At 45.7% G+C, this 26,658-nt stretch carries 21 protein-coding genes; all 21 read right to left on the bottom strand.

Features of this window, described 5'->3' with window-relative positions:
* Positions 1-4: 4 nt before the first annotated feature.
* A complete protein-coding gene (locus EQM06_RS01195) occupies positions 5-757 on the bottom strand; it encodes a ComF family protein (protein WP_128744604.1) in 753 nt (250 codons plus the stop codon).
* Between the two features lie 26 nt (positions 758-783).
* The gene (gene recD2 / locus EQM06_RS01190; protein ID WP_128744603.1) at positions 784-2,997 is read right to left on the bottom strand and encodes an SF1B family DNA helicase RecD2; all 2,214 of its coding nucleotides are present in this window, start codon (positions 2,995-2,997) and stop codon (positions 784-786) included.
* Positions 2,998-3,002: 5 nt separating this feature from the next.
* Positions 3,003-3,965 carry a 3'-5' exoribonuclease YhaM family protein gene (locus tag EQM06_RS01185; RefSeq protein ID WP_205666570.1) on the bottom strand — a complete coding sequence of 321 codons (963 nt, stop codon included), beginning with the start codon at positions 3,963-3,965 and terminating at the stop codon, positions 3,003-3,005.
* A 377-nt stretch (positions 3,966-4,342) separates the two neighbouring features.
* The gene (locus EQM06_RS01180) at positions 4,343-6,328 is read right to left on the bottom strand and encodes an NAD(+) synthase (protein WP_128744602.1); all 1,986 of its coding nucleotides are present in this window, start codon (positions 6,326-6,328) and stop codon (positions 4,343-4,345) included.
* A gap of 241 nt (positions 6,329-6,569) precedes the next feature.
* Positions 6,570-9,008 (bottom strand): HAMP domain-containing sensor histidine kinase, encoded by a 2,439-nt coding sequence (locus EQM06_RS01175; protein WP_128744601.1) that lies wholly within the window; start codon positions 9,006-9,008, stop codon positions 6,570-6,572.
* Positions 8,983-9,669 (bottom strand): response regulator transcription factor, encoded by a 687-nt coding sequence (locus tag EQM06_RS01170; RefSeq protein WP_128744600.1) that lies wholly within the window; start codon positions 9,667-9,669, stop codon positions 8,983-8,985. Before EQM06_RS01170 ends, EQM06_RS01175 begins: the two co-directional genes overlap by 26 nt.
* 210 nt (positions 9,670-9,879) lie before the next feature.
* Entirely contained in the window at positions 9,880-11,223 is a 1,344-nt protein-coding gene (locus EQM06_RS01165) for an ABC transporter permease (RefSeq protein WP_128744599.1), read from the bottom strand.
* Positions 11,224-11,234: 11 nt separating this feature from the next.
* Positions 11,235-13,355, bottom strand: a complete 2,121-nt coding sequence (locus tag EQM06_RS01160) for a COG1361 S-layer family protein (RefSeq protein ID WP_128744598.1) — start codon at positions 13,353-13,355, stop codon at positions 11,235-11,237.
* On the bottom strand, positions 13,345-14,076 hold the full coding sequence (locus EQM06_RS01155; RefSeq protein WP_128744597.1) for an ABC transporter ATP-binding protein: 732 nt from the start codon (positions 14,074-14,076) through the stop codon (positions 13,345-13,347). The genes EQM06_RS01160 and EQM06_RS01155 overlap by 11 nt, the downstream gene beginning before the upstream one ends.
* Positions 14,077-14,539: 463 nt before the next feature.
* Positions 14,540-15,865, bottom strand: a complete 1,326-nt coding sequence (tyrS, locus tag EQM06_RS01150; protein ID WP_128744596.1) for a tyrosine--tRNA ligase — start codon at positions 15,863-15,865, stop codon at positions 14,540-14,542.
* Positions 15,866-15,920: 55 nt separating this feature from the next.
* Positions 15,921-16,550, bottom strand: a complete 630-nt coding sequence (gene upp, locus EQM06_RS01145) for a uracil phosphoribosyltransferase (protein WP_128744595.1) — start codon at positions 16,548-16,550, stop codon at positions 15,921-15,923.
* A 55-nt stretch (positions 16,551-16,605) separates the two neighbouring features.
* Positions 16,606-17,037, bottom strand: coding sequence for a ribose 5-phosphate isomerase B (gene rpiB, locus EQM06_RS01140; protein WP_128744594.1), 432 nt, complete (start codon positions 17,035-17,037; stop codon positions 16,606-16,608).
* 35 nt (positions 17,038-17,072) lie between these two features.
* Positions 17,073-18,092 carry an L-threonylcarbamoyladenylate synthase gene (locus EQM06_RS01135; protein ID WP_128744593.1) on the bottom strand — a complete coding sequence of 340 codons (1,020 nt, stop codon included), beginning with the start codon at positions 18,090-18,092 and terminating at the stop codon, positions 17,073-17,075.
* Between the two features lie 72 nt (positions 18,093-18,164).
* Positions 18,165-19,226 carry a peptide chain release factor 1 gene (prfA, locus tag EQM06_RS01130; RefSeq protein WP_128744592.1) on the bottom strand — a complete coding sequence of 354 codons (1,062 nt, stop codon included), beginning with the start codon at positions 19,224-19,226 and terminating at the stop codon, positions 18,165-18,167.
* Positions 19,227-19,388: 162 nt separating this feature from the next.
* On the bottom strand, positions 19,389-19,589 hold the full coding sequence (gene rpmE, locus EQM06_RS01125; protein WP_128746750.1) for a 50S ribosomal protein L31: 201 nt from the start codon (positions 19,587-19,589) through the stop codon (positions 19,389-19,391).
* A gap of 170 nt (positions 19,590-19,759) precedes the next feature.
* Positions 19,760-20,947 (bottom strand): MFS transporter, encoded by a 1,188-nt coding sequence (locus tag EQM06_RS01120; protein ID WP_128744591.1) that lies wholly within the window; start codon positions 20,945-20,947, stop codon positions 19,760-19,762.
* A 15-nt stretch (positions 20,948-20,962) separates the two neighbouring features.
* Entirely contained in the window at positions 20,963-21,832 is an 870-nt protein-coding gene (gene prmC / locus EQM06_RS01115) for a peptide chain release factor N(5)-glutamine methyltransferase (RefSeq protein ID WP_230974989.1), read from the bottom strand.
* 23 nt (positions 21,833-21,855) lie between these two features.
* Positions 21,856-22,938: a DUF1385 domain-containing protein gene (locus tag EQM06_RS01110; RefSeq protein ID WP_128744590.1), complete on the bottom strand. Its 1,083-nt coding sequence runs from the start codon at positions 22,936-22,938 to the stop codon at positions 21,856-21,858.
* A gap of 37 nt (positions 22,939-22,975) precedes the next feature.
* Positions 22,976-24,349 (bottom strand): transcription termination factor Rho, encoded by a 1,374-nt coding sequence (gene rho / locus EQM06_RS01105; RefSeq protein ID WP_128744589.1) that lies wholly within the window; start codon positions 24,347-24,349, stop codon positions 22,976-22,978.
* Between the two features lie 107 nt (positions 24,350-24,456).
* Entirely contained in the window at positions 24,457-25,590 is a 1,134-nt protein-coding gene (locus EQM06_RS01100) for an LCP family protein (RefSeq protein ID WP_128744588.1), read from the bottom strand.
* A gap of 99 nt (positions 25,591-25,689) precedes the next feature.
* The gene (locus tag EQM06_RS01095; protein ID WP_164914304.1) at positions 25,690-26,652 is read right to left on the bottom strand and encodes an LCP family protein; all 963 of its coding nucleotides are present in this window, start codon (positions 26,650-26,652) and stop codon (positions 25,690-25,692) included.
* Positions 26,653-26,658: the final 6 nt, after the last annotated feature.

Here is a 26,658-nt window from a genome sequence, read left to right as displayed (position 1 = left end):
TGCCTCAATCAGCACCTGCCGCCAAAGTCAGCACATAAACGTTTTCTGCTCCCGCTTCCTTTAAAAGCCGGCTGCATTCGTCCGCAGTGCTCCCCGTAGTATATATATCGTCTATCAGCAATATACTTTGATTCTGAAAACAACCGAATTTGGGATGAATCCCATAGGAATTTTTTACATTGGAAGCCCTTTGCTCCGCATCCAGCTTGTTCATGGGCGCTTTGTATTGTTTTCGGATAAGCACCTGATCATTATAGACTACTCCAAGACCTTTCGCAACTACTTTTGCCATAAGGGCAGATTGATTATACCCCCGTTTCAACTGATTCTTGGAGTGCATGGGTACTGCTGTGACCACATCCACCGACAAATTCTCCAGCAGAATTTTATCCAGCAGAATGTTTCCCAGCTTATCCCCCATATAGGCACAGCCGTTGAACTTAAATCGGTGTATCATTTCTTTCTCCATGGAACCGTATTGCATACAGGTAAATCCACGGTCAAAATAGTGGGTATTGTGACGGCAGTCCGCACACAGGTGCTGTCCTTCTCCCAGTTCGTCCAACAGCCGCCTGCGCTCCGTGTCTGCCAGTATTTTCCCGCATTTTATACAGGTTCTGTCATTCGCCCAGTGTATCGTCCCCAGACATTGGTCGCAAAGGGCATAGGTTCGGCTCTTGTCGATCAGATTTCCGCAGCAGATACAGTAAATATTGGACGGGAACAACCAGTCCAGCAACATTTCCCTTACATTCAATCTCCCTTTTCCCCCATTATAAAAATCTACAGCAAGCTTTTTAATCGAGCCTTTAAACCCGTATACCGGTCTGTAATTCTGTTATTTTCCACCATGGCGTACATTTTGTTCACGGAGCCCACCAGCACAACAGCCTGTTTTCCCCTTGTAACAGCTGTATAGAGCAGATTTCTGGTGGCCAGGACCGGCGGGAACCAGCTTATAGGCATGATCACAATGGGGAATTCACTTCCCTGACTTTTATGCACAGTCACTGCGTATGCCAGTTCCAGTTCATCCAGCTGTGTCACGTCATAAGTCACATATTTATTGTCATCAAAGACCACCACGATTTCATTGAATTCCTTGTCAATGTGGCTTATAAAGCCTACATCTCCGTTAAAGATTCCCTGGCCCTCTGTGAAATCGTCCAGACGCTTCCACGCCATCTGATAGTTGTTTTTTATCTGCATGACTTTATCCTGAACCCGAAAAACCTTTTCTCCGTATTTCTGCTCGGCTAACTCCGGATTCGGCGGATTCAGTACTGCCTGCAATTCTTTGTTCAGATTGATACTTCCAAGCAGCCCCTTCCTGACCGGAGTAAGAATCTGCATATCTTTCATGGCATCACAATCTGTGAAATAGGACGGCAGCCGCCGGCAGCACAGATCCTTGATAGTATCCAGCATGTCCTTTTCGCCACTTTTTCGAAGAAAGAAAAAGTCCTTATCCTTTCCGTTGCATTCCGGATACTCCCCCTTGTTGATTTTATGAGCATTCACCACGATTAAGCTTTCCTTGGCCTGCCTGAAGATTTCCGTCAGCTTCACCGAATAGATGACCTCGCTGTCAATCATATCCCGGAGCACATTACCTGCGCCCACGGACGGAAGCTGATCCGAGTCGCCCACAAAAATCAGCCTCGTTCCCGGTACCACCGCATTCATCAGCCCATTCATCAATAATATGTCGATCATAGAGGCTTCATCTACGATGACCACCTCATAATCCAGCGGATTTTCCTGGGTCTTTCCGAACCGCATGGTATCTTCGCTTTCCGAATAATAGTATTCCAAAAGGCGGTGAATGGTGGAGGCATAATAGCCCGACGTTTCTGTAATACGCTTTGCGGCTCTCCCCGTAGGTGCCGCTATAGCGGTTTTCAGACCGCTGTGCTCCAAAATGTTCATAATCGCATTGATGATGGTAGTCTTTCCGGTGCCGGGGCCGCCGGTTATAACGGAAACGCCGTTCTCCAGCGAGCTTTTTACGGCAAACTTCTGATTTTCTGACAGCTCCAGCCCCTTCTCATTTTCCGTAATGCGTATGAGGGTATCTAAATCCGCATGAATTGCCTTAAGGGAGGCACTGTTCACGGCTGCCAGTCTTTTGCATACATTTTGTTCCGCCATGAAATACGGCATTAGAAAAACAACGTTCTGTCCTTCCAGATTTTCAATCTGAATATCTCCTTCAAAGGCCATTCCGACCAAATTCTCATAGACCGTTTCCGTGGAGACCTCCATAAGCTGTCCGGCTCTTTCACACAAAAGCTTTTGGGGCACATATGTATGACCTTCCCCCACATAATAGTTCAGCGTAAACCGGACACCGCTCTGAATGCGGTATTCATCATTTCGGTCTATGCCCATTTTCTCCGCAATGGCATCTGCCTTTTTAAAGCCGATTCCATAAACATCATTGACCAGCTGGTACGGGTTCTGTGACACAATATCTACGGCAGCTTCACCATATTCCTTATATAAACGAATGGCACAGCCTGCGGATATATCAAACTTTTGAAGGAACAGGGTGACTTCTGCCACCGCTCTTTTTTCTTTGAACGCTTCGCCAATAGCCGCCGCCTTTTTCAGGCCGATTCCTTCAACCTCTGACAGCCTGTCGGGTTCCTCTTCCATGATCCGCAGCGTATCCATCCCAAATTTTTTAACGATCAACGCCGCTGTTTTCTTCCCAATCCCTTTTACGGCACCGGAGGCCAGAAAATTTTCCATTCCCTTGGTCGAAACCGGCAGCTGCTCCTTTGCTTCCGACACGTCGAACTGCTCCCCGTAGACCGGATGCGTCTTCCAGGTGCCAGTAAGCTCATAGCTCCGTCCCGCATCCGCAAAAGGCAGATACCCTACGGCGGTGAACTGCTCCTCTTCATTTTCAAATACGGCTATGGTATATCCATTTTCCTTGTTTCTGAAAATAATATCTTCAATTATTCCGTTTTTTACCTCAGTGCATGCCATTTTTATTATTCTCCCAGCGGTTTGTAAATCTTCCTGTTATCCAAAGTCCAGACCCGGTCTGAGAATTCGCCCGGCTGAACGCCCTGAAGGGCATCTGTCATATCGAACATTCTGGCATCAATAATATCCAGATAGTGCAAAATCTCCGCTTCCGGGAACATAGGCTTCTTCGGACTTCCGAATTCCGGTTCATAGTGATGAGTCAGGATCATATGCTCCAGCATGATTGCCTTTTCCCTGGGCATTCCAATCTCTTCCGAAATTTTTTCTATGGTCTTGATTCCTTGAACCAAATGCCCCAGCATTTGCCCTTCAAAAGAATAGCCCGTAGAAATGCCAAGCTCATTGGAATCGATCTCATTCAACTTTTCCATATCGTGCAAAATGACTCCTGCCGCAACCAAGTCTGCATTTAGATTGGTATAGACCTCACACATTCGTTCCCCGTTCATCAGCATTCGCTTGACGTGATACAAAAGACCCGCCAGCTCCGCATGATGATTCTTCTGCGCTGCCGGATAATACATCAGTCTTTCCTTGTTTTCCGTTAACAGCCGCACGCATATGGTCTTGAGATCCTCATCCTTCATGGCTTCGGCCCGGTTATATATGTATTCATACATATCCTCTGCCCGTTCCGGAGCGGCTTTTATCAAGTCGACCATCTCCACCGGATCATTTTCGACTTTTTTTCGTATCTTCATGACCCGAAGCTGCTTCAATCCGTTCCACTGGGTTACATGAGCCTTTATCTTCACGATGTCTCCATCTTTTATTTCATTAATGGACGGCAATTCCGCATCCGCCACATCCCATTTCTTAGCAGTCACCTCTCCTGTGGCATCTGCCAGCAGGAGATCTAAATACTGCTTTTTATTGGAGCCTAATTTTACTGCTATGGTCTTTATAATAAAAAAGTCTGTTATCTCTTCATCTGTTCTTAAATCTGCAATATAAAATTCCTTCATATGTCTACCCTACGGCAAGTCCTGCCGCCCTTTCTTCGCCCTTCTGATTGTCTTTGGGCACTTATAAGTATATACTACATTCTTTGCCCCGTGCAATAAATTCCAAAAACTTTGGCAGAATCAAATAATAATTTTTCTGGAAAATAGTCTCCTAACAGATTTACAACATCTCGATCGTACTGTATTTTTTTTACATTTATATTATAATATGTAATTTTCCTATCGTCAATGATTTTCTGCACTCCACTTTTCATTTAATAAGAAACAATATTTCCTATTGAATGAAAAACGGCTGGCACATTTACAGCACCAACCGCACTTCTATATCGTTCCGCCGTCCAAAGCTTCTGCTTTTAAACTGGTTATTATAGAGCAGATTATTCCAATTCCGCCAGCCACATGGCTGCATCCGCATCACTGGGCATTCTCCAGTCCCCTCGAGGAGACAGGCTGACAGAGCCTACTTTCGGACCGTCAGGCACACAGCTCCTCTTGAACTGCTGTCCAAAAAACCTTCTGTAAAAGGTGATCAGCCACTTCTTGATGAATTCCTCGTCGTACTCGTCTGCAAATGCCTGTTTTGCCACATAAAGCAGCTTTTCAGGCGGCATACCGTGCCGCAGCGTATAGAAAATAAAGAAGTCATGCAGGATATACGGACCCACACTGTCCTCCGTTTTCTGCGCTATATTTCCGTTTTCATCCGGAGGCAGAAGCTCCGGAGAAATAGGAGTATCTAAAATATCCTGAAGGGTCTTTTTCAACAGCGGATTATCCCGGCTGAACGCCCTATCCTCCGAATCTCCGCTGAGCAGGTTCTCCATGACCCATTGCACTACGAATCGCACCAGGGTTTTTGGGATTCCTGCATTGACTCCATACATAGACATATGATCCCCATTATAGGTACACCATCCCAAGGCCAGTTCCGACAGATCGCCGGTTCCCACCACCAGCCCGCCTTCTTTGTTTGCAATATCCATCAGGATTTGAGTCCTTTCCCGCGCCTGACAATTTTCATAAGTCAGATCGTGGACCTCCTTATCCTGCCCGATATCTTCAAAATGCTTTAAGACTGCTTCTCCAATAGGAATTTCCCGAACCTCTGCCCCCAGCAGCTTCATAATGGTAAGCGCATTATTATAAGTCTTTCCGGTGGTTCCAAACCCCGGCATGGTGACCGCCACAATATCGGATGCGGGTCTGCCCAATAACCGGTGAGTCTTGGCTGTAACCAGCAAAGCGAGAGTGGAATCCAAGCCTCCTGAGATTCCCACCACACTTTTTTTCGCGTGAGAATGTTCCATTCGTTTGGCCAGACCGGCCGTCTGAATGTTAAAAATTTCACGGCAGCTTTCATGAACCACCGCCGGATCGGAAGGAACGAACGGATTTTTTTCATAGGTTCTCCGGATCTGCATCCCAGGTTCCACCAGCTGTACCGGTTCCAGTTCCACTGTTACATAAGCATTTCTGTCTGCATACGCAGCGGCACTGTTGCTGAAAGTCTGCCCATGGCTTCTTTCGAAATGAATCCGCTGAAAATCCAGATCTCCCGTCAGCATGTTTCCTTCCCGCTGGAATCGATCGCCTTCCGCCACCATGGTTCCGTTTTCGGCGATCATGGTGTGTCCGCTGAACACCAAATCGGTCGTAGACTCGTTCACGCCTGCTGACGCGTACACATATCCGCAATTATTTTTCGCGCTTTCCGAAAGCACCAGACTTTTTCGGTATTGCGATTTTCCGACCGTTTCATTACTGGCGGACGCATTAAAAATGATATCTGCTCCATTCAGAGCCAGATGCGTCCCCGGGGTGACAGGCATCCACAAGTCTTCGCAGATTTCTATCCCCACACCGAACCCGGCCTTTTCATCTCGAAAAATCAAATTTCCAAAAGGAACCTCTTCCTCAAAAATTCTTACCGATTTTAAATCCTTCACAATCTGAGAACCCGGTGCAAACCACCTGGCTTCATAAAATTCCTTATAATCCGGAATGAACATCTTCGGAACGATTCCTCTGATCCTGCCGTTCTGAATCAACGCCGCACAGTTGTATAAGTTCCCGTACACCCTGTAATAAAATCCGACAATAATCACCAGACTCAAACCCTTAGAAGCTTTAACAATTCTCTCAAGCCCTTTTAAATTTTCCTCATATAAATGCGGCTGATAAAATAAATCCGCACAAGTATATCCCGTAACACATAGTTCCGGAAATAAAACAAAGCCGGCTTTTATTTTTTCATCGGCCGCCTGTCCTATATAGCGGAGGATCTGATCTACATTGTACTGTGTGTTGGCCACTTTGATTTTGGGTGATACGGAAGCCACCCGGACGAAACCCATGTTTGTCATGTTGTTTTCCTTTCCATTTATCGTTCTTAAGCTATCCTATGTTCTCAATACAAACCGAATTTTTCTTTTATTTTTCAATTATATGCAATCCACATCATATATACTAACCTCAAGCTATATATGCGTCAACAATATTATAGATAAATTTATCTATAATATTCGTTCCCCTAGATAAAAATATAACACCACAACAAAAGGGAACGCACACTACTTTTCCCGTTTGTGAGTTCCCTTTTGATTTTTACTGATTTTTTTCTTTTTTATTTTCCGGCTCTTCGTCTTTTTTATCCTCCGGATATTTACTCAGCATGACCTGTGCCTTGAACAAATCCCCGTCGATCACCACGTCAAGCCAGCCATTCTGCAATTTCACCAAATCCTTTGCGATAGCCAAGCCTAAGCCGCTGCCTTCAGTGGTTCGAGACTCATCTCCGCGCTTGAACCGTTCCATCAGTTCGTCTGCACTGATATTCAGCGGATTCTTTGAAATGTTTTTCATCTCCAGAGTCACAATGCTTGCCGGCTTTTCGCTGCCGCCTCTATCCTTTATATCAATATAGACCCGACTGTTTTCCAGCGCATATTTCAGGACATTGCCCAGAAGATTTTCCACCACCCGCCAAAGCAGCTGCCCGTCTGCGAGGACATAGTACTTGTCGCGTTCTGCATGGACGATAAAATCCAGCCCGGAATCCTGAATCCGCTGATCCATCTCCCCCAGCCCCTGGTTGATCAGGGAAAGCAGCTCCACCTTTTCTAAATGGACGGGCATAGCGCCGCTGGAAGCCTTAGCCGCCTCAAACAGATCTTCGGTCAAGTGTCGAAGCCGTTCTGTTTTTTCATCCAATATTCTTACGTATTCCGGCGCATTCTCACTGTCCAGCCCCTCACTTTTGAGAAGATCGATATACGTCACCATGGAAGTAAGAGGTGTTTTCAAATCATGAGATACATTGGAAATCAAATCTGTTTTCATTCTCTGATTCTTCAATTCGTTTTGAACAGCCACGTTGGAAGCTTCCGAGATCTCATTGATACTTCTGGCCAGCCTGTCTAACTCGCCGTTCCCTTCCGCAGGAATTTTATACGTGAGGTTTCCGCTCTTGACTTCTTCAATGCCTTCCTTGATTCCTTCAAATTTCTTCACCCATTTTGGGGCAAAGGCAATGATTACCAGAAAGACCACCGGTGCTAAAAAAATCGTGGCAGAAAGGACACATCCCACTAGAGCACCAATCACAATCTTTTTCATCAGACTGCTTCCCGTATAGACTGCTTTAACACCTTCCCATACCTTACCCCACCATTTGAGAATAATCAGGTTCCACAGCTTATAGATCAGTGAATTTTTTATAAATTGATGCGCTTTAAGCAGTCTGATACAGGATAGGATGAACCATAATCCGGCTCCGGCCAGAAGGACACAAATCCCGGACACAACGGCTATTTCCATCGAAGGCGCTGCCCCGGACCAGACCCAATTATAAAAAGCCGTTCCGCTGACCCAGATTCCCAGGCCTACTGCGGTACAGATTCCTATCAGCTGAAGCTCCGTCCATATTCTGTCCAGTGTATAGAGCTTTCTTCTTCCACTGGTATCCCTTCTTCCGGTAGTCACTGCAAGGTATATGAATAAAATCAGGCAGCCTGTGCCGCATCCCGCTATCAGCGGAATCAAATGAAGCACATCGGACGTGTTCTGATATACCGCCTGCTTTTCAGCAATGTAGTCCTTATTAAACGCCACATATACTTTTAGACCATCATTGTATAAGGTAAAGAAAGAATCTTCGATCTCCGCATCCGTCCCTCTTACAGACGGAGCCGAGCTCACCGTCGACTTGGGATTCTTTGTCAGATTACCGTCCTTATAGATCATATAGGCCGGATTTTTCTTGAATTCTGCTATGTCCGGAGCAGTTACATTTCCCTCAGCCGCTGCCGCTTGTTTCAGATTGGTAAAAGTACTCGATCCATCCGTAACGAAATACAGCATGCCTTTCTGAGAGTTCAGTTCACGCTTCAGTTCATTGAAGCTTCTCAACTGATACTTAATCAGTATCGCCTTTATTTCCTCAATCTGAGTTTTATTGGCTTCCATAAAAGCCTTTTTAACATAAGAATTATTGTCTATGTCTGCTTCACTTGTAACATATCCCTGCGCATACTGCAAAGCCTCTTCCCGATCCGCACCGCTGTAGGAAATATACGCTTCGCTGCTTTCTATAGGATAGGAGGTACCGTTGATGAGCATCACCGGCTTATAAGTACCATTCGCCTCTGTCACATCGTATGAGATATGCAGCGGAGATGCACTGATCTTTTTATTTCCGTAATAATAATACCCTTCATAATAAAGCCCTGCAATGGCATCCCCCAGGGTTCCGCTGTTTTCATTCAGAAGCTTTCCGGCTTTAATGTTCGCTTCGTTTTTATAAAATCCGATCAACTGAGCAAGATCTTGAGCTTCCGATTTAAATTCCTGCTGCAAGTCGTTACTGTCTAAATACTCCTTCGTACCGAAAATCTCTTCCAGAGTAAAGCTCCTACCTGTTTTTTCAATACCTACGATTGTGGCTAGGCTTCCTATGAGCGTAGCTGAAAACAGCATCGCACACATGAGGAAAGCCAGTACCCGAACCACCTGATTATCATTAAAATTTTTCAACTTTGTATCCAATTCCCCACACCACCTTTAAATATCTCGGATCCTTCGGATTAATTTCAATTTTCTCCCGAATCCTTCTCACATGCACTGCTACGGTATTTTCCGGATTATATGCCGGTTCGTTCCAAACCGCTTCATAAATCTGTTCCATCGAAAAGACCCGCCCTGCATTTTCTGTCAATAGCTTTAAGATTCCGTACTCAATAGGCGTTACAATGACCTGTTCTCCATCCAGAGTGACGGTCTTTTGTTCATCGTCTATTTCTAATCCCCCTGTTTTAAAAACCCCATTCTTCTTTTCCAGACTGCCGAGGGTTACATACCTTCTCAGTTGAGATTTGACTCTAGCAATTAATTCCAGAGGATTAAAAGGCTTTGTGACATAATCATCCGCCCCCACGTTTAATCCCGTGATCTTATCATAATCCTCTGACTTGGCGGAGAGCATGATGATGGGAATATTTTTTCCTTCTCTGATTCTCATAGTTGTACGCATACCATCCAGCTTCGGCATCATAATATCCATCAAAATCAGATGAATCTGGTTCTTTTCAAGGATATCCAGCGCCTGAAACCCGTCATAGGCTTTAAAAATCTCATATCCCTCATTTTTTAAATAAACCTCTATGGCATTCACAATCTCTTTATCATCATCGCATACTAAAATGTTCATTTTCAACCCTCCGCTTTCAGAAAAGCTGCTCCTGACTGCGCATCTGGCCAGTTTGCCTCTTTTCTGATTCTATTTCAATCATAAAATCCAATTCTTACAAAAAAACCGTTGAAACTCTTACGAATTTCTTAAGATTACTGTTCTCTTCCTATTATACAAAAAAGACCGCAGCAAAACAAATCGCGGCAGTCTTCTGACTTTTCCATAAGGCTATTCATTTTTTAAGCTTTCCAGTGCGCTCAAATTCATAGCACGCTTCGCCGGATAATATCCGGCCATCAGGCCAATGGCTGTAGCAAAGGCAACAGACGCCGCCGCAAGCCAGAGCGGAATTTTTGAAATAGAGGAACCGTATCCTCCCCCAATGCTTCCAAGGGCAAGACTGATAATGTCTTTCAGAACGGTATTCATGAGCAGGGAAACGATCAAACTGAATAGCAGTCCCACCATACCGCCTATAAACCCGATCATTCCAGCTTCAAGCAAAAACATTTTTCGAATATCCCGAAGATTTGCACCAATGACCTTCATAACACCGATTTCCTTGGTTCGCTCATAAATGGACATGATCATGGTATTGGTAATGCCCAGAGCTGCTACCAGCAGGGAAATTCCGCCTATTCCCCCCAGAATTCCCTGAATCATCTTGGCCGTCTCTTTCATGGACTCCAGCCAGTCGCTGGGACTTGAAGTCTGAAACCCCTGCTCCCGAAGCTGTTTGCTTATATCCGCAGAATCGTTGATATCCGATACGTATACCAAGGCTTGTTCATAGGTTTTCGTTCCGCTAGAAACAGTATTTTCCTTTCGAGCCTTTTTAATTTCCTTCGATATATCCTCCAGTGCGGTAATGTTCATATAGGCGCAGTATGCCGAATCGTCGTCTGGATTTTCCAGTACGCCCACCGCTCGGGTCTCATACTCCTTATATACGACCTTATCTGAATCGTCCTTTTCGCTTTCCCCGTTCTGCTTTTTCTGGCCATATGTGTCATCCCCCGTAATAATCATTTTCTTGGCTGACATAACGTCCAGCGGCTCGCCGCTCCATTCATCGCTTCCGGGGTCCTGAAACCAGGTGGGAACCTGATTGCCAAACAGGATCTCATACTTATCCGAAGGCTGAAGCAGCCGTCCGCCCTCCAGCACCTTATAATTGAACTTTTCCAATACCTCCGGGCGAATCCCCAGCACCTCGGTCTGGGCAATTTTTTTACCGACTCCAATGACAAGATATTCGCTTACCACCGGTGTAACCGCCCCGACCCCTTCCATTTTTTCCATTTGCACAAGAGCCTTATCGTTGATGACTCCTTTTGCATCTTTCATCTGCTGCATCATCTGACCATCTCCATTACTCATGACCGTAATCATATGAAGATTTCCATAGCTTTCAATTTGTTCCTGATAGCTGTCCGTCAGACCAAAGCCTATGGACATCATGACAACAATAGCACAGGTGCCCACCACCACGCCGACTACCGCCAGCAAAGTCCTCGTGCGCCGTCTCAGCAGATTGCGAACACACAGGCCGATCAAATCTCTGTTATTCATACCTCTGCTCCTTATTTGCCCTCTGGTCTTTCACTGCTGTCCGCCGGTTCTTTTATCTCAAAATCAAAATCATCCTCTATTTCAAGAGCCGCATGAAGCTTTTTCTTCCGGTGCCTTTTAAACAGTATGCCGCCCACAATACCGGCAGCGATCACCCCTACGGCTATAATAAGTGCCCAGGGAGCCTTTTTTTCTGCTTCCGGTTCCTCCATGTTCAACCCATCGTCTTCGGGAGCTTCCATGGCCTGAAAGGTAAAGGGGACTTCCAAAAATTGCGGATCACCGTTCCCATCCTCAAAGGTAAAGGTGATGGTCCCCTCCATGGGTCCCACCTCTCTGGGAATAAAATTAAACCGGTAGCTGTCGCTCTTCCCGCTTTCCATGTTTCCCGCATAGTAACTATTGGACTCCATCACATCAAAATTTCCCTCGCAGTTGACCCGCAGATTATTTAAAGGAGTTTTCCCCATGTTGTAGAAATCCAGCTCGCAGGATCCCTGCTGGCCCACATAAAGCTCCATGGGCGGCACGATGTCATCCACAGCAAGCCGGGTCTTCTGAGTCACCGGAACTGCTATGACATCCTCGGATTCCAGCGGGTCTCCGGAACCGGCTTCATACGACATTTTTACAGTGATAGGCGTGGTCTTCTGTTCAGCCTGCGGCTTTGTATTCATCTTGATGCTCTTTGTATAATGTCCCTTGGCTTTTAGGCTGTCAATAAAAAAGGAATTACTCCCGCCCACCGGCACGAAAACCCCGTCCTCATTACTTAAAGAGACCTTAACATTGGTAAGGGTCTTTCCCGAAGTATTAAAAAGACCCAAATTCAGATAAAAGGCTGTTCCGGCCTGAACGACACTTCCACCATAGGAATAGTTGTCCACCATTAACTGTGGTTTTTTAGAGGTGCTTCCGTCTGACAGGATCGTAACCGTAGCATACTCCGTCACACCGGGCACCGTATCCTTCTCAGCGCTGCTGTTCGTAGGCGATGCCGTTATCTTTATGGGATAGCTTTTTTCGTCTGCTCCGTCAAAGGAATACAGCTTTACAGAATATTGCTTGCTGCTTCCTTTGGGAAAGTTGTCAATAAAAATATTTCTGGATTTATTGATAATTCCTTCTGCCGGCTCTACGGCTATTTTTATATTTTTAATCGCAGCGGATCCGGTATTTTGAACGGAAAACGCCAAGCTAAACGGCTGTCCCGCCTGAACCTCTTCCGGGCTGCTCACATTTGTAATCGCAATGTTGTTGGTATCCACGCTGCCGTCGCCTTGCACCGGTATGTAAAAGGTTTTCTTTGCTACTACCTCTCCGTTCATGTAGTTGAGTCCCCAGACCTGAACCTCTATGGGATAATTTTTACTCTCCACTCCATCCTTTACTGTAATAGGAAATTCTATGCTTTTTCGGCTTCCCACAGAAACATAACCCAGCTCAGCCTGATTGCTGCCGTTATAAATGGACAAGCCTTCGGGAAGCGTCAGCGAAACGACTGCGTTTTTAATGGTGGTATTTCCAAAGTTGTACACTTCCAGTCTTAATTTATTTCCGTCTCCCTGAACAAAACCACCGGCCGGTTCTATAGAATGAGAAATATCTGCACCTGCCACTGTTTTGGAATCCACTCCATCTGTAGCCATTTTCTCATAGACCGTAAAAGAGGTATGCTCCTCTAAGGCCTTCTGGTTGGCCAGGTCGGCTCCGCTTTCATCCTTCAGGCTTGCCTGGAAACTACAGTTCCGCTCTCCGGTATCCGCATGCTTGGCGATCTTTACGGAAAAGCTTACCATCTGCTTTCCGCCGGAAGGGATCAGTACGCTTCCCGTATTATCGGCTACCGTGATACCGGAACCATCGATGCTCAGCTTCATATTTTGTACGATAACATTCTCTCCTCTGTTATTTTCTATCTGAAACCCAATCGAGGCATTGTCGTCTCCCTGCATACCTCCCGGAGATCCTATGGTTTCAATAAAAACGCCCCCATTGCCGGCGGCTGCATAAGCAAAAGCTCCCGGCAACTGCTGGGGCAGATAGACCGGCATCAAGGAATATAATAAAACCATGGCAACGGTCATTGCCAGACTCCCTCTGCGTTTTGTGCTGCTTCTTCTACTGTTCATCTCTTTTTTCTCCCTTTTCTTCTTTCTCCACACAATCTCTTACAGTAACACTTAATATATTTCCATCCTGAATGGTCACGATCTTATCCGCATAGTCTGCAATACTCCTGTCATGGGTGACCAGAATCAAGGTCTGTTTATGTTTTCTTACCTGTCCGACAATCAGATTCATAACTTCTTTTGTGGTATTGGTATCCAGATTTCCTGTAGGCTCATCCGCAAATATTATTTTCGGAGTTCCCACTAAAGCTCTTGCAATCCCCACTCTTTGCTGCTGTCCTCCGCTCATCTGGGCGGGTCTGCGGTTCCCGTACCCCTTTAATCCCACCGCACTCAGTATCTCTTCGGCAATCCGGTTTCTTTTTTTCTTATCGACCCCCCGAAAAATCAGCGGTAAGCTAACGTTTTCTAAGGCTGTCAGCATAGGGAGCAGATGATACGCCTGAAAGATAAAGCCTATATTTTTCTGTCGGAACAGGGTCACCTTCTCCTCGTTCAATTTATGTATGGGGATCCCACCAATATAGATTTCGCCTCTGGTGGGCTTTTCCAAACCAGCCACCATATTGAGAAAGGTCGATTTCCCTGATCCTGATGTTCCCAGGAAACATACAATTTCTCCTCTGTATATTTCCAGATTCACATGGTTCAGGGCTACGACCTTTTCATCTCCCATCCGGTAAATCTTCCGGACATTTTTTACTTGTATTAATGGTTCCATCCGTTTCCCTCTGTTTTCCCCTTACTTTTAAAAAGCGAACTCCACCCCTAGAGTTCGCATTTTAAATGTATTTCTGTTTTTCTGTATGTATACCGATATCCCCTGTTTTTTACAGTACACCTACTGCACAATACACCTTCTGTTCTTTTAGTGTACTACCTGTAATAGTACACTGTCAATCCCCTATTTTTTTATCTTTTTCAACAAGTATGCTCCCCTATAATCTCCAGTCCCAATAATCCTATATTATATAAGACGCAGCTAATCGCTAAAACGTTTCATTTTTTTACAAAAAAGTAGAAAAAAATTTTTTAAGCTTCATTTTGCGGCTGCTTCCTTAATGTAATCTACCATTCTTAAAGCAGCCTTAATATAATCTTAAATAATATTAAGATTTGCCCTTTATCGTATTCTTCCGACAAAAAACAAAAATGGTGCTCCGAAAACGGAGCACCGCAACTTATTAAATTTCTACCTTGTGGAAGGTCTTTTTTCCTTTTTTTATGATGAGGATTCCATCCTTGAACAGCTCTTTTGTTACCATCATTTTCGGGTTGGTGACCTTTTCATCGTTTATCAAAAGACCGCCTCCTTCAATGGTTCGGAAGCCCTCTCCATTGCTCGGCACTAATTTCAGGGTTTTGATCAGAGTGACCACGCCCATGCCTTCTCCTTCAAAATCAGAAGCCGACATTCGGGTCGTCGGAATGTTGCTTAAATCCCCTCCGCCGCTGAATGCTGCTCTGGCCGCTTCTTGAGCTTTTACCGCCTCTTCTTCCCCGTGAACCATCTTCGTCACCTCAAAGGCCAGCACTTCTTTCGCCTTATTGATTTCCTGATCTTTCAGGGAGGACAACTGCTCTACCTCCTCCATAGGAAGGAAGGTCAACATGCGCAGACACTTGTTTACATCCGGGTCCGCCACATTTCTCCAATACTGATAGAACTCATACGGAGAAGTCTTCCCGGCTTCCAGCCATAAAGCGCCCTTCTGGGTCTTGCCCATCTTAATGCCTTCACTGGTGGTCAAAAGGGAGAAGGTCATTCCGTAGACCTGCTTGTCCAATTCGCGGCGGCAAAGGTCTACGCCCCCAAGAATATTGGACCACTGGTCATTTCCGCCGAACTGCATTTTACAATCGATGTCCCTTGCCATAACCATAAAGTCATAGGACTGCATCAGCATGTAGTTAAATTCAAGGAAGGAAAGTCCTTTTTCCAACCTCTGCTTGAAGCATTCTGCACGCAGCATATTGTTCACGGAAAAATGCCTGCCAATGTCCCGAATGAACTCCACATAATTCAGATTCATCAGCCACGATGCATTGTTGAGGCAGATCGCCTTTCCCGGATCCGGCTCTTTATTGGCGGAAGCCTTTCCAAAGGTCCTGCCGTCTCCTCCGGTATAGACCCATTCCTCATCGAAATCCAGGAATTTGTCAAAAAGCTTTTTAAATGCATTGCAGTTTTCCTGCACAGTCTCCGGAGTCATCATCTGACGCATATCCGACCTGCCGGACGGATCGCCTACCATTCCCGTACCTCCGCCGATCAGAACAATGGGAGTATGTCCATATTTCTGCATGTACATCATAATGATCACCTGCATAAAATGACCGACATGCAGGCAATCCGCAGTGGGATCAAAGCCGATATAAAACTTGATCTTTTCTTTCCCTAAAAGTTCTCGGACTTCCTCTTCATTGGTGCACTGCTCTATAAAGCCTCTTTCCTTCAGTACGTCATACACGTTGTCGTACTTGCTCACGTTATCGGGTATAAAATTCATATGTTCCTCCAATCAGCCACTTTTCAGCAGCTTCATGCTGCCAGAAAATTTTTACTTATTTCGTACCGTATAAACGGTCCCCTGCATCGCCCAATCCAGGAATAATATAAGCATTTTCATTCAGCTTTTCATCCTTTGCCGCGATAAAAATGTCTACGTCCGGATGTGCTTTCTGTAATGCCTCAATTCCTTCCGGTGAAGCAATCAGGCACATAAAGATAATGTCTTTTGCGCCCTTGGCCTTAATAAAATCAATCGCCGCAATGGCACTTCCGCCTGTAGCAAGCATCGGATCCACTACGAATACCTGCCTTTTGGCAATATCTGTCGGCAGCTTACAGTAATATTCAACAGGGATATGGGTTTCCGGGTCTCTGTACAGTCCCACATGTCCTACCTTTGCATTCGGAACAAGGGCCAGCATTCCATCTACCATGCCAAGACCTGCTCTCAGGATCGGAACAATTGCAATATCTTCTCCCTGAAGCATTTTCATCGTGGTCTTGCACATCGGTGTTTCGATTTCAACTTCTTCCAGCGGAAGATTTCTGGTAGCTTCATATCCCATCAGCATGGAAATTTCTCTCACCATTTCTCTGAAATCCTTTACACTTGTGTCTGCCTTTCGAATCATTGCTGTCTTGTGCTGAATTAACGGATGATCAAATACATATACTTTACCCATTTATTATTTCCTCCCTTGCTTTGCCTGCGTTTGTTTTATTATTAAATTTTGTATTTTACATGTTGTCCAACATATCTACACGGCGCTGATGCCTGCCGCCCTCGAACGCTGTCTCCAGCCACACCTTTGTAATGGCTCTGGCTGTTTCGGTGTCCGTGGTTCTTCCGCCCAAAGCGAGAAGATTGGCGTCATTATGCTTTCTCGCCATTTCTGCCATGCTAACGTCGGTACACAGGGCACACCGTACCCCTTTTACCTTATTTGCCGCAATGGAAATGCCGATACCTGTACCGCAGAAAACGATACCCCTGTCCGCTTTTCCTGAAACCACCGCTTCACCGCAGATTTTTCCATAATTCGGATAGTCTACGGATTCCGTCGTGTGCGTTCCCAGATCGAGAACTTCCACTCCCAGCTCTTCCAAATACTTTTTAATCGTTTCTTTTAGTTCGAAGCCACCATGATCGCTGGCCAGTGCTATTTTCATATTTTTTCCCTTTCTTTTACAAATCCATACATCTTTTATACATTTATTATATGATAGCCTGCTGATTTCAGCATTCTATTCATGACTGCAAAGCCTACCCCATCATTGGGATCCAAGGCACCCGCTAAAATAAGATCCGCCTTCTGTTCATCAAATTCACGAAGCCTGGCAAAAAAGTCGTGGGCCGCTTCCCGGGATTGATCCTTTTCAAATAAAATCACGCCTACTTTTTTACCTTTTGCTTCATTCTCCGATTTCAGCCTGTCTATTTCTGTCTTAACCTTAGCTATTTCCCCGGAAATGATCAACATCTCAGCTTTTGGGGCGTAATGCTTATATTTCATGCCGGGAGCCTTTGGTTTAAAATCTGGTTCAGAAACGTCTCTGGGCCTGTTTACCAGCAGGGCGGGATCCAATTCCACTTTCTTCCCGATTTTTACTACTGCATTCTCAAGCTCTCCCCTTGTAATAATCCCCGGTCTCAGAATCATGGGGTTCTCACCGGTCACATCCACCACGGTAGACTCTATGCCAACTTGACATTCGTCTCCCATCAAAATGGCATCAATTTTTCCGGCCAGATCCGTCACTACATGCTGAGCCGTAGTAGGGCTGGGTCTTCCCGATATATTGGCACTGGGCGCGGCAATCGGACATCCGGATTGACGAATAAGCGCTCTGGCTGTTTCGTCGGAAGGCATTCGGATGCCCACCGTATCCAGCCCCCCCGTAGTGGCATCCGGGATACCCGGCAGCTTATTCACAATCATCGTCAGCGGTCCCGGCCAGAAAGCTTCCATCAATGCTTTCATGACCTCCGTTACCACCGGTGTCAAACGGGCTAAATCCTTTTTGTCTGCAATGTGAACAATCATCGGGTTGTCGCTGGGCCTTCCCTTCGCGGCATACACCTTTCCCACTGCTTCGCCGTTCATGGCATCCGCTCCCAGACCATATACGGTCTCCGTGGGAAAAGCAACCAGCTTTCCGTCTGCGATCATCCTCGCCGCCTGCTCCATATTTTCAGTTGTGATTTCTAAAAGTTTGGTTTCCATTCGTTCTATCTCTTCTATGATTCGTGTATTTGTGTTTTATCCTTTATCGATTCCCGCAAGCCCGACCGCTCTTTAGAAGTTTTTCATCTTCTCCGCCTGGTCGCTGGTGATCAATCCGTCAATAATTTCATCTAAATCTCCATCCAGAAAATAATCCAGTTTATAAATGGTCATATTGATTCGGTGATCGGATACCCTTCCCTGTGGAAAGTTATAGGTTCGGATTCTTTCACTGCGGTCGCCGCTTCCGACCTGACTCTTTCTCTGATCTGCAATCTCTTTATTTTGTTCCTGCTGCATCAGGTCATATAATCTGGAACGCAGAACTTTAAACGCTTTTTCTTTATTTTTTATCTGGGATTTTTCATCCTGACAAGTCACCACCAAGCCGGTAGGAATGTGGGTCAGTCTTACGGCTGAATCGGTAGTATTTACACACTGTCCGCCGTTTCCTGATGCCCGGTACACATCTACGCGAACATCGTTGGGATTGATTTCAACCTCTACGTCATCCACTTCCGGAAGCACGGCAACGGTGGCAGCCGAGGTGTGAATTCGCCCGGAGGATTCGGTTTCCGGCACACGCTGAACCCGGTGCGCACCGCTTTCATATTTCAATCGGCTGTAAGCTCCCTTTCCTTTGACCAGCATGACCGCTTCCTTAACGCCGCCGATACCCGTATCGTTCAGCTCCAGAAGCTCGGTTTTCCAACCTCTCCGCTCTGCATATCTCGTATACATTCTTAAAAGATCCGCACCGAACAACGCGGCTTCGTCTCCGCCGGTTCCGGCTCTCACTTCCAAAATGACGTTTCTGTCATCATTGGGATCTTTCGGAAGGAGCAGGATCTTCAGCTCCTCTGAAATGCTTTCAATGGCAGATTCCAGTTCACTGATCTCCATTTTAGCCATTTCCCGGAGTTCCTCATCGTTTTCCTCCAGCATTTCTTTAGCATCCTGCAGATCTTCTTTTGCTTTTTTATATTCCCTATACTTATTTACAATGGGTTCCATCTCACCCATTTCCTTGATGTGTTTCTGCCACACCGGCTGGTTATTAATGACCTCCGGGTCTGAAACCTTCAAAGAAAGCTCTTCATACTTTTCTAATATGAAATCCAATTTATCAAACATCTATCGTTCTCCTTAATTTTTGGTTATATCTCTCCATGCCGATCGGAACTGTTTTGGCAAAATGCCCAGTTCCCTCCATACTAACTATTTAGTATAACATAATTTATAGTAAAAAAAAACTGGAAATTGATATTTCCAGTTAATTTAAAGCTACTTCTTGAATTAGTCGATGTGATACTTTGTCTTGAACTTTTCAACACGACCGCCACGGTTAATGAACTTCTGCTGTCCTGTAAAGAACGGATGACAAGCTGAACAAACTTCAACTCGGATCTCTTCTTTATTTGACTTTGTCATGAACGTGTTGCCGCATGCGCAAGTAACTTTACATTCCTTATAATCTGGATGGATTCCTTCCTTCATGCTATGCACCTCTCCTTTGCTCTTGGCCCCGCGGCCTCCGCATTATTGCTGTAACTACAGCCTTTACATTATATCAAATGCCTGACCCATTAGCAAGATATTTTTACAAAAAACTACATTTAAAAAGATCCCCCAAAATTTGGTTAAAGCCGGATTGAACCAAGGGCGCCTTAAATCTGCCGATCCTGACCTGCTATATATGCCGCAATCAAGTCAAATATCATGATAAAAACAGCCAGAAGAACGGGAAAATTCCAATCTCCCCACAGGTCATAAACCGCCCCCGCCAAGGCAGGGCCTACCGCCGCCATCACATAGCCCGCACTCTGAGCAAAACCGGACAGCCGAGCCGCCTGTACCCCGTCGGAAGTCCTCATGCCAAATAAGACAAGGCTTAAGCTAAAGGTTCCTCCCAGACTCAAAGCCACAACAGCCGCACTGACAAACAGCACGGCCAGCGATTTAGCCAGCAGGATTCCCAGCAAGCCTATTACGCCCAGACCGGCTATGCCTGCCGCCAGCCTGCTTTGATTTTTGCAGCGGCCCGCCAGTAAAGGGATTCCAAAATTGGCAGGAATGGCAGATACGGAAAAAACCGTTGCAAGGACCCCTGCGGCCATGGCAGAAATCCCCCGGTCTGTGGCTATAGTCGGCAGCCAGGTGACCATCATATAAAAGACACAGGACTGTCCGCCGAACATTCCCGCGATCCACCAGACCAGCGGGATCTTATACAGCGGTGTCTGCTCTTTCCTTTTAACAGCCTCTTCCCCTGTGCGGGAAGGGGTATCCTTCATTCTTCTCATCTGCATGAGGGATACCAGGATGGCCGCCAGTGCGGCAACCGCCCAAATGCAGAAGGTCAGCCGCCAGCCCCAGCCCCATGTTACGGCCAGCGGAACACTGATGCCTGCTCCGATTCCCGAACAAATGGACATGGTCGTGGTGAACATCCCCGTCATCGTCCCGATCTTGTCCGGGAAAAAGCTTTTTATGATAGCCGGAATTAACACATTTCCGAAGGCGATACCGGCACCAACCAGAGCTGTTCCAACGATCAGGCCTATGATGCCGCCAAAGGACCGGAGAAGGATTCCTGTCAGCAGGATACCCATTCCAAGCAGCAAGGACTGATTGACGCCGGTTCGTTCACTGATCTTGCTGACACAGGGCGACAAAAGTGCGATGACGATCAGCGGGATCGTCGTGATAGAACCGGCGACCGTGCTTGACAGTTTCAGATCCTCCACGATGCAATATAAAATAGAGCCCACCGAGGTTATGGGAGCTCTAAGACAAACAGCTGTAGTAATAATTACCACAGCCATGAGAACTCTGTTTTGTTTTATCGCATTCATTCCATTAACTTTCTGCTACTTCACCTGTGTTTTACAGATGACAACTCTGTCAAATTCATTATAATCTTTTCGAACTTCTATATCGGTATACTGTCCCATATGGGCAAGCTTATCTGCTAAGATGTTTCCCTGATTGTGACCGACTTCCAAAAAGAGCATGCCGCCTTTGTTTAAATACTTTGGGGCCTCCTTCAGAATCTGCCTGTAAAACTCCATTCCGTCTTTTCCGCCATCCAGAGCCAGATGCGGTTCGTGCAGCCGCACCTCTTCCTCTAAGGTGGAGATGACTTCTGTTTCTATATAGGGTGGATTGGAGACGATGATGTCAAATTTTGTATTGCCTAATCGTCCCTTAAAGGGTTCGAACAAATCTCCTTTTTTAACGGTAATATTCGCCTTTAAGGCTTTTGCATTTTCCTTTGTGAGCCGCACAGCGTCTTCGCTGATATCGCTGCAGACAATTTTCATATTTTTGCACAGTTTGGACAGACTTATGCCTATGGCTCCGCTTCCGCAGCAGAGATCGAGAAGCATAATTTTCCCCTTAAAATATTCCGCGTATTCCATGACCGCTTCTGCCAAAAGCTCTGTATCGAGCCGGGGAATCAGCACATTCTTGTCGATCTTGAAATCATAGCCCATAAATTGCTGTACCCCGGTTATGTGCTGCAGAGGCAGTCTGGTGGCTCTGGCATCAATCAGCTCAAAGTAGCGGCTGCACTGGCCGTCCTCCATCCTCTTGGACCAAATCATAAAAAGTTCGCCTCTTTCTAGGCTGAGCATATGACAAAGCAAACGTTCCGCATCTACCTTGGCGTCATAAATTCCTGCACCCTCCAGAGTCTTCTGCCCCATTTCAAGCATTTCTTTTACAATCATCGCCATTTATATATTCCCCCTTGATCAGGTTATTTACCTAGCAAAACCTCTTGCGTATATGCTTCATAGGAAGGCATATACAAGTCTAATTCTTCTGTCTCTGCCGGAACCATGACCGCCTTCATCGCCACGATAGCCACTTCCAGCTGTTTCTCATCAGGTTCCTTCGTGGTGAGCTTCTGTAAATACAATCCCGGCAGGCTCAAAATCCGAACCACAATGTTATCACTGCGTCCCGCCCATTTGAGCAGCTCATAGGAAAGCCCTGCTATCACCGGTATCAGCAATATTCTGGAGGTCACCCGCAAAAGCAGGTTCGGCCAGCCTAAAAGTGAGAACAGGATTAAGCTGATCACCATAATGAACATCAGAAAGCTGGTTCCGCATCTGGGATGTAAAGTATAGAACGGTTTGCAGTTTGCCGGCGTAAGTTCCAGACCGTTTTCAAAGCAATGGATGCATTTGTGCTCCGCCCCGTGGAACTGAAATACCCTTTTAATATCCTCCATCTTTGAAATAAGCATGATATAACCTACAAACAATACGATACGCAATATGCCTTCAATCAGATTGAGAAGAATTTCATTCTGGATCAGCCGGCCGCACCAGTTGACTGCGATGGTAGGCACCACGATAAAAATTCCTACGGTAAAAAGAAGGGCAAGCACAACAGAAGCATAAATCATCATGTTCCACGCTGCTTTTTCTCCAAAATGCTTTTCAGTCCATAGGGTAAATTTATCTTTTTCGTAATACTCCGGCCCTTTAATACTTCCGTCCTCTGTTCCCGCAGCTCTCTGTTCTTCACGAATTTTTGCCAACTCTTCTGCGTGTTCGTTTTCATAGTTTTCCAAAGCTTCCGCAGAATACATCAACGTTTTCGTTCCGGTCACAAGGGAAGAGCCAAAAGATACCACACCGCGAAGGAGGGGAATCTTCCACACCTTTCCTTTGGGTTTTAACTTTTCTGTTTTCAAATGGATGACACCGTCCGGCATACGCACCGCTATGGCTGTGCGTTCTTGTCCCCGCATCATGATGCCTTCCATGACGGCCTGGCCTCCCACACTGGTAGGGCAGGCTTCTTTTAAAAATATTTTACTTAAATCCATATTTTGCTCCTGCTTAAGTTGTGTACAATCTCAACTTCTACTTTTGCTCTGCAAGCTTGCTCTTTTTTATGACCTGAATAAAGTCTGCATTGTTTCTGGTGTGAGCAAGATTATCAATAATTGTTTCTGTTACTTCCTGAGTCCCCAGATTAGCCATGGCTCTTCTCATCATCCACACAGCCTCTACTTCTTCCGGAGTCATCAGCAGATCCTCTCGTCTGGTTCCCGATTTATTTAAATTAATAGCAGGGAATATTCTCTTTTCGGACAGCTTTCTGTCCAGATGAAGTTCCATGTTACCGGTTCCTTTAAATTCCTCAAAAATCACATCGTCCATACGGCTTCCGGTCTCTACAAGGGCTGTGGCCAATATGGTGATGCTTCCTCCTTCTTCCAGCTTTCGCGCCGCACCGAAAAATTTCTTTGGCTTATGCAGGGCTCCCGGATCCAATCCTCCCGACAGCGTTCTGCCCGAAGCCGGTACTACTAAATTGTAGGCGCGGGCTAATCTTGTAATGCTGTCCAAAAGGATCACCACATCCTTGCCGTGCTCAGCCAGTCTCTGAGCTCTGGCCAAAACCATTTCCGCAACCTTTACGTGGTGCTGCGGCATTTCATCAAAGGTGGAATAAATGACTTCTCCGCTGGTCAGCGACCGCTTCATGTCGGTTACTTCCTCCGGTCTTTCATCTACCAGAAGAACGATCATTTCAATCTCCGGATATTTTGTTTCAATGGTGTTGGCAATTTTTTTGAGAAGAATGGTTTTACCGGCTTTAGGAGGTGCGACAATAATACCTCTCTGCCCTTTTCCTATAGGTGCTACCAGATCGATAAGCCTCATGGCCGTATCATTTCTGATGCCTGTCTCTAAAGATAACCTCTCCTTGGGAAAGATTGGTGTCAGATCATCAAAATCAGGCCGCCTCATGGCAACGCCCGGTTCATCTCCATTTACGGTAAGTACATAAAGCAATGCGCCAAAGCGTTCTCCCTCATTTGGTTTTCTGGAGATGCCCTTTATTTTATCTCCCGTCTTTAAATTGAACCTTCTGATTTGCGACGGGGAGACATAGATGTCTTTATCGCTGGTCAAAAAATTGGAGAATCTCAGGAATCCGAAGCCTCCGTCCGCCAGCTCGAGGATGCCCTCTACTTCCGGTCTTTCTTCTTTGTGCTGTCTTTCCTCCGGGGACGGCACCTGAGAAGTTTCTTTCTGCGCCTCTGCCTTTCTTCCGGTATTGGAATCGGACGTGCCGGAAGGACTCTCCTCCTGCGGTTTGGTTTCCTGTGCCTCAAGCGCAGTCAGAAGCTCCGCTTTTTTCATTTTTTCATAGCCTTCAATAGAAAAACTTTTCGCCATTTCCCTAAGCTCTGAAACTTTTTTATTTTTTAAAACATTTTGTTCCATAAAAACTCCCCTTCAAAAATATTATATAACCCCCAGACCCGGGGGTATATAATACATTTCTAAATTATTTCGACAAACTTCACTCCATCACCGGAAATTGTGACATTTTAGTCGGTGGTCACAGCACTTTCCGTGGTGGATTCCGTTTGAACCGAATAGATTTCTTTAATCATTTCTTCTGTTTTTTCACGATCTGGGTATACATAGAATGGCGGATCGGGATCCAGAGTGTTGGGAAGAGTATAGGTCTTGATGCTTTCCCCGGAAATTCCCACAGCTTTCGTAGATAATTTTAAAGCGGTGCCCAGTGTTATATCTGAGTCCACATTTTGAAAAACAGTTTTGGCCACAGCGGGCAGATTCAAACCAATACATTGCCGGAACGCACTTTTCATAAATTCCTGCTGAGCATTTACTCTCCCTAGGTCTCCCGCTGCATATCCGTGCCGGAATCTTAAGAACTGCACCGCCTGCTTCCCGTTCAGTGTCTGCGGCCCTGCTTTCAGAGCAATCTTCAGAGGCGGTTTATCATAGGGATCTGTATAATACATCCCACCCTTATTGTTGATATTCGGGACATCCATAGGAACGCCTCCCATGGAATCCACAATTTTCTCTACGCCGTCATACTTAATGACCGCATAATAATTAATCGGCATCCCGCACAAAAGCTTACTTACTGCTTTTGCCGTGTTCACCGGATTGCCCCGGTATGCCGCATTTAATTTTTTGTCAGCTAATCCGTTATACCCTCTTCTCTGATAATATGTATCTCTTGGCACGGAGATCACATCTACCTGCTTATTGTCCATATCAAAGCTGACCAGCATGATCGTGTCTGTCAAACCGCCGTTTACGCCAAGCAGTAAGATGTTTGCCCTTTTAGAATCCTTAAAGGATTGAAAGAATGGACTGTTTTCATCTACCAGTGACTCCAGCTGCAGTTCTTCCTCAAATACCGGCGTATATTCTTTTCCTGCATCAAAGGGATTAAAATTTGATACTTTATTGATTGCGGAGGTAATCCCCAGACTACCGGCCGTTAAAACCACAAATGCAATGAAAAAGGTTTTTAAAAAAATCTTTCCACTGCTGCTTTTTTTCTTGCTCTTCCCTTGGGGTTGTGCCTGAATAGCCTGTACCTCTCTATACTTGTCGCGGCTGCTTGCTTCCTCTGTCACCCGCTGCCGCGCTCTTTCTTCTCTTTCGCGTGCCCTCTGCTTCTTCTCAGCTCTGCTCATTTGTTCGTTTATAACCTCTCTTGTTACCGTTTCCCTCTTCTATTATTCCTGAACTTATATTTTATACTATTTACACCTAAAAATAAATAGGCTAAATTTTTATTCTGCGTCCTCTGTATTTTTTGAGGCATCCTCTGTAACCGGCTTGTATATCTGTTCTACCATTTCACCGGTTTTTTCCGTATCCACGAACCAGTAAGAAGCCTTATTCACCGTCTTCGGGCCGCCCGGTGCCAGATAGGTCGATATGTTCTGAGGATCCAAGCCAATGGCTTTTGTGGCAATCTTCGTGGCTGTGCCAAGTGTGATATCAGACTCAATTTCTTCCAGCCCCAGCTTTACCACACCCGGAAGCTCCGGTCCGATGGCCTGCTTCATGGCAGATTTAATAAATTCCTGCTGCGCCTTGACCCTGCCGATATCTCCTTCCGGATAACCGTGCCTGTACCTCAGAAATTGAACTGCTTTTTTTCCATCCAGCGTCTGCTGTCCCTTCTCAATATAAATATGGAGAGGCGGCTTGTCATACGGATCGTTATACTTCATAGTAAATGGAATGTCCATCGGCACGCCGCCGATTTTATTCACGATTTTTTCCACGTCACTGAATTCAATGACGGCATAGTAATTGATAGGCATGCCTAATAAGGTGTCGCTGACAGCTTTGGCTGTTCCGATCACCCCTTCGCTTCCATAAATTGCATTTATTTTCTGGGCGGCAGCCCCCTTGTACCCTTTTCTTAAATAGTACGTATCGCGGGGAACTGAAATGATGTCCAGCCTCTGGTTCTTCAAGTCATAGCTGGCCAGCATAATGGTATCTGTCAGTCCGTCGTTATCGCCCAATACCAAGATGTTCACCCGGTCGCTCTTTGAAAACAAATCGTAATACGGTCCGCTCTTGTCCACAATATAGTCCATTTGATCCATGATCGACTCGTTTCCCCCAAATATACGAGTCTCCCCGACTTTCCCAAGTGTAAACCGCACCGGCATAAGGGCTATTGTGAATATTACAAACGCTATCAGAAAAAATGTTGCAAATTGTTTTTTATTACTCATTTCCTT

Source organism: Aminipila luticellarii (assembly GCF_004103735.1).
In the GTDB taxonomy this organism is placed as follows: Bacteria; Bacillota; Clostridia; order Peptostreptococcales; family Anaerovoracaceae; genus Aminipila; species Aminipila luticellarii.
The sequence above is the reverse complement of the archived record's forward strand: the minus strand, read 5'-3'. Positions and strand labels throughout refer to the sequence as shown.

Excerpts from the sequence above, each read along its gene's own strand:
- EQM06_RS01185 (WP_205666570.1), bottom strand. The coding sequence starts at position 3,965 with ATGAAGGAATTTTATATTGCAGATTTAAGAACAGATGAAGAGATAACA.
- EQM06_RS01165 (WP_128744599.1), bottom strand. The coding sequence starts at position 11,223 with ATGAATAACAGAGATTTGATCGGCCTGTGTGTTCGCAATCTGCTGAGA.
- upp (WP_128744595.1), bottom strand. The coding sequence starts at position 16,550 with ATGGGTAAAGTATATGTATTTGATCATCCGTTAATTCAGCACAAGACA.
- EQM06_RS01160 (WP_128744598.1), bottom strand. The coding sequence starts at position 13,355 with ATGAACAGTAGAAGAAGCAGCACAAAACGCAGAGGGAGTCTGGCAATG.
- recD2 (WP_128744603.1), bottom strand. The coding sequence starts at position 2,997 with ATGGCATGCACTGAGGTAAAAAACGGAATAATTGAAGATATTATTTTC.
- EQM06_RS01100 (WP_128744588.1), bottom strand. The coding sequence starts at position 25,590 with ATGAGCAGAGCTGAGAAGAAGCAGAGGGCACGCGAAAGAGAAGAAAGA.
- prfA (WP_128744592.1), bottom strand. The coding sequence starts at position 19,226 with ATGTTTGATAAATTGGATTTCATATTAGAAAAGTATGAAGAGCTTTCT.
- EQM06_RS01110 (WP_128744590.1), bottom strand. The coding sequence starts at position 22,938 with ATGGATTTAAGTAAAATATTTTTAAAAGAAGCCTGCCCTACCAGTGTG.
- EQM06_RS01120 (WP_128744591.1), bottom strand. The coding sequence starts at position 20,947 with ATGAATGCGATAAAACAAAACAGAGTTCTCATGGCTGTGGTAATTATT.
- EQM06_RS01180 (WP_128744602.1), bottom strand. The coding sequence starts at position 6,328 with ATGACAAACATGGGTTTCGTCCGGGTGGCTTCCGTATCACCCAAAATC.
- rpmE (WP_128746750.1), bottom strand. The coding sequence starts at position 19,589 with ATGAAGGAAGGAATCCATCCAGATTATAAGGAATGTAAAGTTACTTGC.
- EQM06_RS01155 (WP_128744597.1), bottom strand. The coding sequence starts at position 14,076 with ATGGAACCATTAATACAAGTAAAAAATGTCCGGAAGATTTACCGGATG.
- EQM06_RS01170 (WP_128744600.1), bottom strand. The coding sequence starts at position 9,669 with ATGAACATTTTAGTATGCGATGATGATAAAGAGATTGTGAATGCCATA.
- prmC (WP_230974989.1), bottom strand. The coding sequence starts at position 21,832 with ATGGCGATGATTGTAAAAGAAATGCTTGAAATGGGGCAGAAGACTCTG.
- EQM06_RS01095 (WP_164914304.1), bottom strand. The coding sequence starts at position 26,652 with ATGAGTAATAAAAAACAATTTGCAACATTTTTTCTGATAGCGTTTGTA.
- EQM06_RS01135 (WP_128744593.1), bottom strand. The coding sequence starts at position 18,092 with ATGGAAACCAAACTTTTAGAAATCACAACTGAAAATATGGAGCAGGCG.
- rpiB (WP_128744594.1), bottom strand. The coding sequence starts at position 17,037 with ATGAAAATAGCACTGGCCAGCGATCATGGTGGCTTCGAACTAAAAGAA.
- tyrS (WP_128744596.1), bottom strand. The coding sequence starts at position 15,865 with ATGAATTTTATACCCGATAACGTGAGCAAGTACGACAACGTGTATGAC.
- rho (WP_128744589.1), bottom strand. The coding sequence starts at position 24,349 with ATGGAACAAAATGTTTTAAAAAATAAAAAAGTTTCAGAGCTTAGGGAA.